The sequence below is a fragment of the Thalassospira sp. genome, assembly GCF_030690045.1.
GTDB lineage: Bacteria > Pseudomonadota > Alphaproteobacteria > Rhodospirillales > Thalassospiraceae > Thalassospira.
The window spans coordinates 692532-706147 of the sequence record NZ_JAUYHK010000016.1; the positions used below are offsets into that span (position 1 = coordinate 692532).

Annotated in this window: 11 protein-coding genes; 9 read left to right on the forward strand and 2 right to left on the reverse strand. The window is 59.1% G+C overall.

Going from position 1 to position 13616, the window contains the following annotated elements; translation table 11 throughout:
• The first annotated feature begins 1 nt into the window (after nucleotide 1).
• From cobN to Q8O73_RS14915, 7 genes are all read left to right on the forward strand, one after another.
• On the forward strand, nucleotides 2–3823 hold the full coding sequence (cobN, locus tag Q8O73_RS14885; RefSeq protein WP_305558953.1) for a cobaltochelatase subunit CobN: 3822 nt from the start codon (nucleotides 2–4) through the stop codon (nucleotides 3821–3823).
• Between the two features lie 119 nt (nucleotides 3824–3942).
• Nucleotides 3943–4644: a hypothetical protein gene (locus Q8O73_RS14890; protein ID WP_305558954.1), complete on the forward strand. Its 702-nt coding sequence runs from the start codon at nucleotides 3943–3945 to the stop codon at nucleotides 4642–4644.
• Nucleotides 4645–4748: 104 nt separating this feature from the next.
• Entirely contained in the window at nucleotides 4749–5561 is an 813-nt protein-coding gene (locus Q8O73_RS14895; protein WP_305558955.1) for an endo alpha-1,4 polygalactosaminidase, read from the forward strand.
• A 54-nt stretch (nucleotides 5562–5615) separates the two neighbouring features.
• Nucleotides 5616–6242 carry a cob(I)yrinic acid a,c-diamide adenosyltransferase gene (gene cobO / locus Q8O73_RS14900; RefSeq protein ID WP_305558956.1) on the forward strand — a complete coding sequence of 209 codons (627 nt, stop codon included), beginning with the start codon at nucleotides 5616–5618 and terminating at the stop codon, nucleotides 6240–6242.
• Between the two features lie 36 nt (nucleotides 6243–6278).
• On the forward strand, nucleotides 6279–7841 hold the full coding sequence (locus Q8O73_RS14905) for a cobyric acid synthase (protein ID WP_305558957.1): 1563 nt from the start codon (nucleotides 6279–6281) through the stop codon (nucleotides 7839–7841).
• A gap of 166 nt (nucleotides 7842–8007) precedes the next feature.
• On the forward strand, nucleotides 8008–8679 hold the full coding sequence (locus Q8O73_RS14910) for a glutathione S-transferase family protein (protein WP_305558958.1): 672 nt from the start codon (nucleotides 8008–8010) through the stop codon (nucleotides 8677–8679).
• Nucleotides 8676–9479, forward strand: a complete 804-nt coding sequence (locus Q8O73_RS14915; RefSeq protein WP_305558959.1) for a class I SAM-dependent methyltransferase — start codon at nucleotides 8676–8678, stop codon at nucleotides 9477–9479. The genes Q8O73_RS14910 and Q8O73_RS14915 overlap by 4 nt, the downstream gene beginning before the upstream one ends.
• A gap of 20 nt (nucleotides 9480–9499) precedes the next feature.
• Here the strand turns inward: Q8O73_RS14915 and Q8O73_RS14920 are convergent, their stop codons facing one another.
• Both Q8O73_RS14920 and Q8O73_RS14925 read right to left on the reverse strand, forming a co-directional pair.
• Complete coding sequence (locus Q8O73_RS14920; RefSeq protein ID WP_305558960.1) at nucleotides 9500–10531, reverse strand: substrate-binding domain-containing protein; 1032 nt, start codon at nucleotides 10529–10531, stop codon at nucleotides 9500–9502.
• Nucleotides 10532–10573: 42 nt separating this feature from the next.
• Nucleotides 10574–11344 carry a tetratricopeptide repeat protein gene (locus Q8O73_RS14925; protein ID WP_305558961.1) on the reverse strand — a complete coding sequence of 257 codons (771 nt, stop codon included), beginning with the start codon at nucleotides 11342–11344 and terminating at the stop codon, nucleotides 10574–10576.
• 189 nt (nucleotides 11345–11533) lie between these two features.
• Here Q8O73_RS14925 and Q8O73_RS14930 point away from each other — a divergent pair, with 189 nt between their 5' ends.
• Both Q8O73_RS14930 and Q8O73_RS14935 read left to right on the forward strand, forming a co-directional pair.
• The gene (locus Q8O73_RS14930; RefSeq protein ID WP_305558962.1) at nucleotides 11534–12445 is read left to right on the forward strand and encodes an SDR family oxidoreductase; all 912 of its coding nucleotides are present in this window, start codon (nucleotides 11534–11536) and stop codon (nucleotides 12443–12445) included.
• A 113-nt stretch (nucleotides 12446–12558) separates the two neighbouring features.
• A complete protein-coding gene (locus tag Q8O73_RS14935) occupies nucleotides 12559–13566 on the forward strand; it encodes a complex I NDUFA9 subunit family protein (protein ID WP_305558963.1) in 1008 nt (335 codons plus the stop codon).
• The last annotated feature ends 50 nt before the right edge of the window (nucleotides 13567–13616 follow it).

Below are 13616 nucleotides of genomic sequence, written 5' to 3' on the forward strand. Positions count from 1 at the left end.
CATGCATTTGCTTGCCGCCCAGCCGGGCATGATCACCGATGGCAGCGAGGCCGTGGATCTGGGGCAAAGCCCCGGCGATGTCGTCATTCTGTCGGCGGCGGAATCGGAACTGGCCTGTCTGGCTGCCGCCCAGCGTCATTTGTCGGGGCAAAGCGGCGGCGACCTGCCGTCGCTGCGCCTCGCCAGTCTGTTGCAGCTTGGCCATAACATGTCGGTCGATCTCTATGTCGAGGATGTCTTGGCCCATGCCAAGTTCATCCTTGTGCGCCTGCTGGGCGGGCGCGGATATTGGGAATACGGCGTCGAACAACTCGTCGCGCTGGCGCGGGAAAAGGACATTCCGCTGTTGCTGTTGCCCGGCGATGATCAGCCCGATGCCGAATTATTGTCGCTGTCAACCCGGCGTGGGCAGGACTGGCAACAGGCATGGCGCTATCTGGTCGAAGGCGGGCCGGACAATGCGCAAAATCTGTTACGGTTTGTTTATGAAAAACTGGACCCCGCCCGCGACTGGCGCTGGCAAAACCCGATGCCGCTGGTCAAGGCCGGGCTGTACTGGCCGGGGCTGACCACCGCATCCCTGCCCGATTTACAGGCAAAATGGCCCGATCCCGCGCAACCGGTGGCCGCCATCGTGTTTTACCGGGCGCTGATACAGGCCGGTAATCTCGATGTGATCGATGGCATGACCGCCGCCTTGCGCGATTGCGGCCTGAATGCTTTGCCGGTGTTTGTCTCCAGCCTCAAGGACCCGGTGGCCGCCGCCCTGGTGGCGCAATGGCTGGTGGAAACGGGGGCGGATATCATCCTCAATACCACCGGCTTTGCCTTTTCGGTGCCCGGCGATGTGCGGGCACCGGGGCCGTTTGATGCGGTGGATGCGCCGGTCTTGCAAATGGTGTTGTCGGGCGGCAGTCAGGACGCATGGCAGCAAGGTGTCAATGGCCTGTCGGCCCGCGATATTGCGATGAATGTCGCCCTGCCCGAGGTCGATGGCCGCATCCTGTCGCGTGCCGTATCGTTCAAGGGATCGGCGGGGCGCGATGATCTGACCGGGATTGAACTGGTCAAATATGTGCCGGTCGCCGACCGGCTGGATTTTGTCGCGCAACTGGCGGCCAATTGGGTTGCGTTGCGCCGCACCGCCGCACCCGACCGGCGGGTGGCGATGATCATGGCCAATTATCCCAACAAGGATGCACGTCTGGGCAACGGCGTCGGGCTCGATACTCCGGCGGGGATGATTGAAACCCTGCGGGCGATGGCCGGGGAAGGATACCGGATTGAAAACCTGCCCGATGACGGCGCGGCACTGATTGCCGCGATCAAGGCCGGGCCGACCAATGATATTGCCCGTCTGGCGGACCGTGATATTCGCGTGACCTTGCCATTGTCTGATTATCAGGCGGCGTTTGCCGTCCTGCCCGCATCCGTGCGCGACCCGGTAACTGCCGCATGGGGGGCGCCGCAGGATGACCCGTTTTTCCTGAAAGATGCCGGGGTTGAAGATTCCGGGCCGGACAATAAGGGGGCCTTTGCCCTGTCGGTTGTGCCGATGGGCCATGTGGTGGTCGGGCTGCAACCGGCGCGGGGATATAATATTGATCCGCTGGCCAGTTACCATTCGCCCGATCTGGTGCCGCCGCACAATTATTTCGCCTTTTATATCTGGCTGCGCCGTCATTTCGGCGCACAGGCGATTGTCCATTTTGGCAAACACGGCAATATGGAATGGTTGCCGGGCAAATCCCTTGCCCTGTCGCAGGATTGTTTCCCCGAGGCGGTCTTTGGCCCGACCCCGCATCTTTATCCGTTTATCGTCAATGATCCCGGCGAAGGCACGCAGGCCAAACGCCGGGCGCAGGCAGTGATCATCGATCACCTGACCCCGCCTTTGACCCGTGCTGAAACCTATGGTCCGCTCAAGGATCTTGAGGCGCTGGTCGATGAATATTACGAAGCCGCCGCTGTTGATCCGCGCCGGGTGCAAATTCTCAAACGCGATATTCTGGAACTGACGATCCGCATCGGGCTGGACCGCGATTGCGGCATTGTCGCGGGCGAGGATACGGAATCTGCCCTCGCCAAACTCGACAATTATCTGTGCGAATTGAAAGAACTGCAAATTCGCGACGGCCTGCATGTTTTTGGCAAGGCCCCCGATGGCGCATTGCTTGATGATTTGCTGGTTGCCCTTGCCCGCCTGCCACGCGGCGCGGAGCACGGGCCAACGGCGTCATTGCACCGGGCGATTGCGCGCGATTTGTGGGATGATCCGGCCTTCGATCCGCTTGATTGCGTCTTTGCCGAATTCTGGACCGGGGCAAAACCCGCCATGCTTTGCGCCTATGATGCGGTGGCCGGATCATGGCGCACCACCGGCGATACGGTGGAACGCATCGAATTGCTGGCACGGGATCTGGTGATCGGATCGCAGGTGGCGGACAAGGACTGGACCCGGACAAAAGAAGTTCTATACGATATCGAAACATCCTTGCGCCCGGCGGTAACCGCCTGTGGGGCGGCTGAAATCGCCGGGATTTTGCGCGGGCTGGATGGCAAATTTGTCGAACCCGGCCCGTCCGGTGCGCCGACACGCGGGCGGCCCGATGTCTTGCCGACCGGGCGCAATTTTTATTCGGTCGATACCCGCACCGTGCCGACCCCGGCGGCATGGCAACTGGGCTGGAAATCGGCGGAACTGATGCTGGAACGTCATGTGCAGGAACAGGGCGAATGGCCCGCTGCCCTTGGCCTGTCGGTCTGGGGCACCAGCAATATGCGCACCGGCGGCGATGATATTGCCCAGGCGATGGCGTTGCTGGGTGTGCGTCCGACATGGGATTCGGCCTCGCGCCGGGTCACCGGGTTTGAAATCATCCCGATTTCGTTGCTGGCCCGGCCCCGGGTCGATGTCACCTTGCGCATTTCCGGGTTTTTCCGCGATGCCTTTCCCGGTCTGATCGATCTGTTTGACAGTGCGGTGCGCGCCGTGGCCGCCCTGGACGAAGCCCCCGATATGAATCCGCTGGCGGTGCGGGTGGCACAGGAACAGGCATCGTTAATTGCCGGGGGCATGGATGCAACCGATGCCGCCCATCGCGCCGGGTTCCGGGTTTTCGGGGCCAAACCGGGGGCCTATGGCGCCGGGTTGCAGGCAATGATCGATGAAAAACTGTGGGAAAACGAGGATGACCTTGCCGATGCCTATCTGGCATGGGGCGGTTATGCCTATGGCAATGGCGGCGCGGGCGAGGCGGCGCGGGATCTGTTTGAAACCCGCCTGACAAAGGTGGATGCGATTGTCCATAATCAGGATAACCGCGAACATGATCTGCTGGATTCCGATGATTATTACCAGTTTGAAGGTGGCATGACGGCGGCGGTACGCCATTTGTCCGGGCAACAACCGGTGGTCTATCACAATGATCATTCCCGCCCCGAAAGCCCGAAAATCAGAACCCTGAACGAGGAAATCGCCCGTGTGGTCCGGGCGCGTGTGGTTAATCCCAAATGGATCGCGGGCGTGATGCGCCATGGCTATAAGGGGGCCTTTGAAATGGCGGCAACGGTCGATTATCTGTTTGCCTTTGCCGCCACGGCACGCTGTGTCGCCGATCATCATTTCGATCTGGTGTATGATGCCTATCTGGGCGACCAGACGGTGCGCGATTTCATCAAAACCCATAATCCCGATGCGCTGGCCGATATCCGCAACCGTCTGGCCGAGGCGATAGAACGCGGCCTGTGGCAACCGCGCCGCAACAGCGTTGCCCGCGATCTGGGGGATTTGGGGCCGGATTCACAAAAAAGTGAATCGTAAATTCAAACCGGAACCTTTGCGCACATTGAAACGTTTCGATTCTGCACCATATGGATATTAACCAATGGTTAAGAAATTGGACAGGGACGGGGCAGACCTGATGACAACAGGAGGCCGCAATGACAAAGCCCGATTGGGTCCGCTTGCCGGACTATACCCAAACCCCGCTTCCGGCCCATGCCGGACATACCGACATTGTTGATTTTCTGTTGGCCGGTCATGCCGTGCCCGACTGGTTGCGCGATGATTTGCACGGGCGCGGCGCAATGCGCCCGGCCCGGGGCGCGATTGGCGATGTCATCGCCCTGCGCGGCCTGTTTGACGGCATCCACAAACCGGTCACTGCCGATGATTTTCGCGATGGCCTGATGGAACTGGCCGGGCATTTTCCCCTGCCCGGCGATATCAACGACGCCATTGCGGCGCGCGAACGGATTTATGGGCGCTATTTGCAGGGGGTGGAAACCCAGATCTGGCAGGCGGCGATTGCGCTGGCCCATCTCAGGCAGGATGTGTTTCCGGTGGTGCGCGAATTGCGCGGCCTGATCACCGATGTGGTGGCCAGTCGCAACTGGATCGAACGCCGTCTGGCGCTGATCGAACAAAGTTTCCAGTACCGCCGGGCAAATCCCAATGAGGCGGTGCGCAAGGCGCTGTTAAAATTGCGGCACATGTCGCCGGGCGACCGGTTGCAACTGTTTAACAAGGCCCGCATGCGCCGCCCGGAATTACACCATACCGATATGCGCGAACCCGGCAAATGGGCCGATCTGGTCACGGGCGACCTGGGTCTTACACCCCATGGCGAGGCCAGCTGGTGACATCTTGACAGTCGGTCGGGAAATATCCCTGTTCTGTATTGCGCCGTTGTGCCGCAGGGCCGGGCAAGCCAAAGTCACGGCCCACGGACAAGACGGGATAACTTATGCGCAAAGCATTTCAAATATTTCTGGTGATTGTATTTGCTCTGGTGACCGGCCATGCCGTATCGGCCGCAGGTCAGGGGGACCGGCCCGTCGTGCCAAACGGTCCGCTGCACTGGCAATTGCAGGGCGATATCCGTATCGAAGAGGGCATTCGTGTTGTGGATAGTGACCTGGATGAAACAACGGCGGCACAGGTGCGGGAATGGCGCGCAGCAGGCATTTATCCGGTTTGTTATGTCAATGTCGGCGCCATCGAAGAATGGCGCGATGATTATGACAGGTTCCCGTCCGAAGTGACGGGCAATCCCTATTCGGGATGGGACGGGGAATACTGGCTCGATATCAGCCGGTTTGAGGTCTTTGCCGATGTGATGATGGCACGCTTTGACCTGTGCCGCGAAAAAGGGTTCCTTGCGATTGAGCCCGACAATATCGATTCCCATGAAAGCGATGGCGAAGGCATGTCGGGCAAAACCGGCTTTGAGATAAGCCGTGCAGATCAGGTACGTTATCTGGACTGGCTGATCGGGCAGGCGCATGCACGCGGCCTTGCCATCGGGCAGAAGAATGCGCCCGAACTGGTTCCCGATCTTGTGGGCAGGATGGATTTTGCCCTGTTGGAATCGGCCTGGCGGTTTGGTTTTATGGATCAATTCAAACCCTATCGCGATCAGGGAAAGCCGGTCTTTGCCGTTGAATATCGTGAAGAAGGGGCCGATCCGGCGCAGTTTTGCCCCGAGGCGACCCGATATGGTTTTCAGGGCGTGATTGCCCGTCTCGATCTTGATCGCGCCCCGGAAAACTGTCCTTGATCATTGCGGTGGTTTGGTCAAGGTTGGTGCATACCGGAAAAAAGGAAGACCGTCATGACCACACCCCCGCAAACCGATATCGAAACAAATACCCGCCACGATGAAAAAATGAAGAAAATCAAGGCGGCGCGCGACCGCATGATGGCGGAAAAGGTCGATAAGAAAGGTCTGGTGATCGTCCATACCGGCAAGGGCAAGGGCAAATCCTCCTCGGCCTTTGGCATGGCGATGCGCTGTGTCGGGCATGACATGAAGGTCGGCGTGGTGCAATTCATCAAGGGCGGCTGGGAAACCGGCGAGGCCCGATTGCTGGCGAAATTTCCCGATCTGTGTGAATTCCACGCGATGGGGGCCGGGTTCACATGGGAAACCCAGAACCGGGCGCAGGATGTGGCGATGGCCCGCACCGCTTGGGACAAGGCGTGCGAGATGATGCGCGATCCGTCCTTTGCGATGGTGATCCTCGATGAACTCAATATCGTTTTGCGCTATGATTTCCTGCCGCTTGACGATGTTCTGGCCGTTCTTGCCGATAAATTGCCCGATCAGCACATCGTCATCACCGGGCGCAATGCGCCCGATGCCCTGATCGAGGCGGCCGATCTGGTTACCGAAATGACCCTGATCAAACACCCGTTCCGCGAACAGGGGATCAAGGCACAGATCGGCGTTGAATTTTGATCAACCACGTATCCGCAAAAAGGTTTTGATTCCGGAATGACAACGCGCCCAGTGCCCGCCCTGATGTTGCAAGGGACCGGTTCGGATGTTGGCAAATCCTTGCTGGTTGCCGGGCTGTGCCGGGCGTTTGTGCGGCGCGGCTTGCGGGTGATGCCGTTCAAACCGCAAAATATGTCCAATAATGCCGCCGTCACGGCGGATGGCGGCGAAATCGGTCGCGCCCAGGCCTTGCAGGCCCGCGCCGCCGGGGTGCCGACCAGTGTGCATATGAATCCGGTCCTGTTGAAACCGCAAAGCGACACCGGATCGCAGGTGGTGGTACAGGGCAAGGTCCTGACCACCGCACGCGCGCGGGATTATTACCGCCTGAAACGCGATTTGTTGCCGCGTGTGATCGACAGTTTCGACATCATCGGGCGCGATGCCGATCTGGTGATTGTCGAAGGCGCGGGATCGGCCGCCGAGGTCAATCTGCGCGATGCCGATATTGCCAATATGGGCTTTGCCGCGGCAACGGGAACCCCGGTTGTATTGGTTGGCGATATCGACCGGGGCGGGGTGATTGCCGCAATTGTCGGCACCCATCTGTTATTGCCGCCATCTGACCGGCACTGGTTGCGCGGCTATATCATCAACCGCTTTCGCGGCGATGTGTCGCTGTTTGAACCCGCCCTTGGGATCATCGAAAATCACTGCGGCCTTAAAAATTACGGTATCGTAACATATTGGCCTGATGCGGCCCGCCTGCCCGCCGAAGACAGCGTGGCGCTTGAAAAATCCGGCGGCAAGGACGGGCGGTATCGCGGCAAGGCCGATATTTCCGCTGGCCGGACGATCCGCATTGCGGTTTTGCTGTTTCCGCGCATCGCCAATTTCGACGATCTGGACCCGCTGGCCGCCGAACCGGATGTCGATCTGATCCTGATCCGGGCGGGTGATGTCATTCCCGGTGATTGTGATCTGATCCTGCTGCCCGGCAGCAAATCCACCCGTGCCGATCTGAAATTTCTGAAAGATCAGGGCTGGCATCACGATATCATCGCCCATTGGCGGCGCGGTGGTCATGTCATGGGCATTTGCGGCGGTTATCAGATGTTGGGCCATGTGGTGGCCGATCCTTATGGCATCGAAGGCGATCCGGGCGACGAAGCCGGTCTGGGGTTATTGGATGTTCGCACCATCATGGCCGGGGACAAAACCCTGCGCCAACGGGCGGCGACAGTGCGGGCCGGGTCGGGGTGCGTCGTGGCATCGGGCACGGCATTGCAGGGCTATGAAATTCATATGGGCGATACCGGTGGCCCGGATCGCACCCGCGCATGGATTGACCTTGGCGCAAAAGAATCCGCCGATGGAGCGATCAGCGCCGATGGCCGGGTGATGGGCGGGTATCTGCATGGCCTGTTTGCCGCCGATGATTTCCGGCGCGGTTATCTGGCGGCAATCAGTGGTGCAGAATCGGCGCATGACCTGAATTTCGAGGCCGGGATCGAGGCCACCCTGGACGGTCTGGCCGATCATGTCGAGGCCTGCCTTGATCTCGATGCGCTGTGGAATCTGGCGCAGCAACGCGGCACCCTGTCATTCAATACGCCTTAACAACGAATTAGCCCACCCTGCGTCCGGCACCGGGCCGTTACGGATGCACAAGTCCTTTACAACGGCGTCCGTGCATGCTTTGAGAGAGCAGACAAACCGGGCCGGGAGAGAGAGACCGGGGCCACTGGTTTGTCAAAATGTCATTTCTGATCGGTAGCCCGTATCCATGCGTCAACTTTATCACTTCTGGCTGTCCCCCTTTTCGCGCAAAGTCCGGCTGGTTCTGGCGGAAAAGAAGCTTGAATTTGAGTTGATCGCCGAACCCGTCTGGGACCGGCGCGAAGAATTTCTGCTGCTCAACCCGGCGGGCGAAGTCCCGGTTCTGCGCGATGAAGATGGCACAGTTCTGGCCGATTCTGCGGTGATTTGCGAATATCTGGACGAAGTCTATCCGGAAAATCCGCTATTTGGCGATGATGTCAAACATCGTGCCGAAATCCGGCGTCTGGTGGCGTGGTTTGACGGAAAATTCAACCGCGAAGTCACCGATCATTTGCTGGGCGAAAAACTGTTGAAACGGTTTTTTGCCAATGGCGTGCCCGATACCGCCATCCTGCGCGCCGGGCGGACCAATCTGACCCATCACCTTGATTATATCGGCTGGCTGTTTGAACGGCGCAACTGGCTGGCGGGGGATCATCTGACGATGGCCGATATTGCCGCCGCCGCCCAGATTTCGGTGATCGATTATATGGATGATATCACCTGGTCGAAACATCCCCGCGCACGGGACTGGTATATGCGGATCAAAAGCCGCCCGGCCATGCGCGATCTTCTGGCCGACCGTCAGGCCAGCTTCCCGCCGTCGCGTCACTATGCCAATCTGGATTTCGAATGACACCGTCTGCCCTGTCTGACAGTTTTTACCCGGCAGGCGGCCTGAATGTCGCCAGTTATGATCTGCGTGCCGATCTTGACCGGCGGCTGTTTGAAGACCCGATCCCGTTTTATGGTGAACAGGCGCGTCAATCGGGCGGCCCGGTTCTGGAACTGGGATGCGGCACCGGGCGGGTTGCCGGGGCGATTGCCGATATGGGCATTGCGGTCGAAGGGCTTGATCTGTCCGAACCGATGCTGGCCCGGGCGCGGCGCAAATATCCCGATCTGGTCTGGCATCAGGGCGATATGAGCGATTTTGATCTCGGGCGCAAATTTGCCCTTGTGATCATTCCGTTTCGCGGGTTTCAGGAATTGACCAGTGTGGCACAACAACGCGCCTGTCTGGCTCGCGCCTTTGATCATCTGCGCCCCGGCGGGCGGCTGGTGCTCGATCTGATCGATCCGGATTTGCGCTATTGCCTGCCCGAAGGCGACCTTGAAACGGTCAAACTGCCGCTGTTTCCCATGCCGCCAACCGCCGGTGCGCCAGAACATTTCCTGCGGATTACCGCGATGGAACGCTATAACGACCCCCTGACCCAGCGCTTTGACGAACATTGGCGCTTTGAAGAAGTCACCCGCATGGGCGAGGTCATCCGCTGCGAGGATTGCTGGCACCGGATGCGCTGGGTGCATCGCTCTGAAATGGCCCTGATGCTGGAACTGGCCGGTTTTGTTTCGTTAAAGGAACAATCAAGTTTCGCCGGGGACCCGCCGAAATACGCCGCCAATCAAATCTGGCAGGCCCGGCGACCCTGACCCTGACCCTGCCTGCATCCTTATTTGCCGGTCAGTTCCCCTGCCGCCCGGATCGACGCCGCCCGGTCGTCATCGGCCAGCGAGACCAGCCCGTTATCGGCCAGCAACCCGTCAGGGCCGATGATGGCCTCGGAAAGATAACTGTCGATAAAACCGCCTAGCGTTGTCACCAGTTGCAGATGGGCATTTTTGACATACAAAAACAGCGGGCGCGACGCGGCATAACGGCCATCAAAAATCGTGTCATAATCGGGCAGCACACCCTCAATCATCGCCCCGCGCATGGTATCGCGGTTGCGTTCCAGATTGTTAAATCCCATCAATCCATAGGATGTCGGGTCTTTTTCCAGCTTGCTGATAATCAGGCGGTCATTTTCACCGGCTTCGATATAGGCGCCATCGTCGCGCAGGGTGCGGCACAGGCTGCGGAAACTGTCAGGTTCACGGGCTTCCAGAACGGCGATGTCGCTGATATCGCGGCATCCGGCATCCATCAATAATTGCGCCATGGAATCGCGGGTGCCCGATGTCGGCGGCGGGCCATAAACCCGGATCGCCAGATCGGGCAGGCGCGGATCAATATCCGACCATTTCTGATAGGGGTTGGGAATGCTGGCCCCCTGCACCGGCACCGTGCGGGCAAGGGCAAGGTAAAGCTGGCGCGTGGTCAGGTGCAGTTCCGGCGCGGATTTCGATCCCAAAAGGACAATGCCGTCATAACCGATCGCCAGTTCGGTAATGTCATGCACCGAATTGGCGGCACAGATGGCTTCTTCGCTGCCGGTAATCGGGCGCGAGGCATCGACAATATCGGGAAACGGATCACCGATCCCGCCACAAAACAGTTTGAACCCGCCACCCGACCCGGTGCTTTCGACCACGGGGGCCGGTTGGCCGGTGGTCCGGGCGAAATGTTCGGATACCTTGGCCGTCAGGGGAAATATCGTCGAAGACCCGACAATCCGCACCTGATCCCGCGCCTGTGCGCTGGCACTGGCAAGCGCAAAGCTGGCACAAATGGCGATGGTCGATGACAAAATTCCAAAACGCATGCCGATTCCCCGGACTGAAAACTGATGAGTGATGACCGCACCCTAATTCTTGTCGGTCTGAACATCCATCTTTTCTATATTCGCTTTTGCTGACTCAGCGACAGGAGAACCATTTGAATTTTCTATGACAGTCATCCAGTCCTTGCGCGCCAGATCGTTTTCACCGGCAACGCGATACAGATTGCCGCGTTCCAAAAGCGCCTGGTTGTGACCGGGGTTCAGCACCAATGCGCGGTCGATATCGGTTTTCGCCAGGTCATAGGATTCCAGCAACCGCCACGCGGTGCCGCGATAAATCAGGGCTTCGACATTGTCGGGGTCAAGGTCAATCGCCTTGTTCAGATCATCAATCGATTCCCAATATTCCCCGGCCATGCCCAGAACCATGGCACGATCAATCCACAAACGCGGATCGCCCTGCACCAGATCAAGGGCGCGGCTTTGATCGCGCCATGCAAATTGCAGATTGCCCGCCATCATCCATGCCTGTCCGGCCTGTGCCAGCAACCCGGCGCGAATATCGGCCTCCGATGTGCTTTCCGATGCCAGTTTGTCCAGCCGTGTCGCGGCTTCTTCATATTTGCCCAGCGTAATCAGCGCCACCGCCACACAATGCAGGGCCGGTTCACCGCCGCCCATATCGCGCCAGGCAATCGCACTTTCAAATCCGTCTTCGGGCTGCAATTGCGCCAGTTTCAGGCAGGCCTTGTATTGCTCGGAATCCGCCATATCGGCATTTTGCGCCAGGGCGGGTGCCGTGGCCAGAATGCCCATCAGGACGATGGCCGCGAAACAGGATTTGGAATGATGCAAAATTCAGGCCCCATGTCGATAAGATGACAGAATATTTCCCCCGATCATGACAGATCGGCAGGCCAATAACACGCGATGAAAAGGGCAAGATCATGATGATGCGCCCCAAAGGCCCAAAAACTTTGTTTTGGCCCGGCGAAAGGGGTAGGGTCCGGGCAAGATCATGGCTCCCGGAAAACAGGATACGCAATGCCCGGATTATTTTGCTTTGGAATGGGGTTTTCGGCCCGGCAGATTGCGGCGCAATTGCGTGATGAGGGCTGGCACATCGCCGGAACCACCCGAAGCGCAGACAAGGCCGGACGTCTGAAGGCGGAAGGCATTACGCCCTATGTGTTTGATGACGACAGGCCGGTTGCCGATATCAGGGCTGCCCTTGCCGGGATAACGCATATTCTGGTTTCGGTCCCGCCGGGTGGGGATGGCGACCCGGTTCTGGCGCATCATGGTGGCGATCTGGCCGCTTTGCTGCCTGCCGGATGCTGGATCGGTTATCTGTCCACCACCGGGGTCTATGGCGACCGTGATGGTGCCGTCGTGACCGAAGACGATGACTTGTTGCCGGGCGGCAAACGCGGCCGTCGCCGGGTGGCGGCGGAAAAGGCGTGGTTCGATCTGGGGCGGCGGCATGATCTGGCGGTGCATTCCTTTCGGCTGGCCGGCATTTACGGGCCGGGGCGCAATGCGCTGGAAACCGTGATGGCGGGCCGGGCCCGCCGGATCATCAAACCCGGACAGGTTTTTTCGCGCATTCATGTCGATGACATCGCCAATGTCGTGCTGGCTTCAATCCGCCGCCCCGATGCCGGGGCGGCCTATAATGTCTGCGATGATGATGCCGCCCCGCCGCAGGATGTCATTGCCTTTGCCTGTGGTCTTCTGGGCGTTGCCCCGCCCCCGGACGAGGATTGCGCCACCGCCCGCCTCAGCCCGATGGCTGCCAGTTTTTACGAAGACAACAAACGGGTCGCCAATGACCGCATCAAACAGGACCTGGCGGTTACATTGCGCCATCCCGATTATCGCAGCGGCCTGATGGCCCTGTTTGACGATATCGTAAAGCGTTCCGGCAACGGGGAAACCGGCGCAAAACTGACATAACCACATTGTTGCCGGGGGATTGTTGTCTGCGCGATTGCGGTGTATATAACCGTCACCCTGTTATTGGAATTTTGGCAAGGTTGCGCCTTTGGGCCAACGAGGAGAAAGCATTGATGGATCGTCGTATCATCACCGTCTTTGGCGGCACCGGGTTTGTCGGGCGTCATATCGTCAAACGCTTGCTGGATCGTGGCTATATCGTGCGCGTCCCGACGCGGAACTTTGAACATGCCAAATTCCTCAAACCGATGGGCTATCTCGGGCAGATGGTGCCGGTGCATTGCGATGTGCGGGTCGAAGGATCGGTGCGCAAGGCGGTCGAAGGGGCGCATGGCGTCATCAATCTGCTCGGCATTCTTTATGAACGCGGCAGCCGCAATTTCATGAATATACATGTGCTGGCGGCCAAACGCATTGCCGAAGAATCAAAGGCCTGCGGGGTGAAAACCCTTTTGCATATGTCGGCACTGGGGGTTGATAAAAACCCCCATGCGCTTTATGCCACCTCGAAACTGGCCGGTGAGAAGGCCGTGCGCAAGGCGTTCCCCGGTGCGGTGATTTTCCGCCCGTCGGTGATTTTCGGCCCCGAAGACAATTTCCTCAACCAGTTTGCAACACTGGCCCGCTATTCGCCGGTCCTGCCGGTGATCGGCACGCCCGCCCTGCCCAAAGTCAATCTGGGTGAAGGCGAAATTGACCTGTTTGGCGATGGCGGTCCGAAATTTCAGCCGGTCTATGTCGCCGATGTCGCCGAGGCCTTTGTCGCCGCCTTTGAAAAGACCGACATGACGGGCAAGACCTATGAACTGGGCGGGCCGGAAGTCTACAGCTTCAAGGCATTGCTCGAAGAAATGCTGGCAATCACCCGTCAAAAGGCATGGCTGATGCCCCTGCCGTTCTGGCTGGCCTCGATCAAGGCGTTTTTCCTGCAATTCCTGCCCAAACCGCTTTTGACCCCCGATCAGGTGCGCTTGCTGAAATCCGACAATGTGGTCGGCAAAAAAGCCGCCGGCTTTGCCGATATCGGCATTACCCCCAACAGCATCCCGGCCATCGCCCCGTCCTATCTCAAACGGTTCCGCCCGCCGCGCAACCGGGGCGAATTCCGCCGCTTTGTCTGATCGGTCCGACCTGACAAACAAGCCCCGCCGGTGCAACCAGCGGGGCTTTT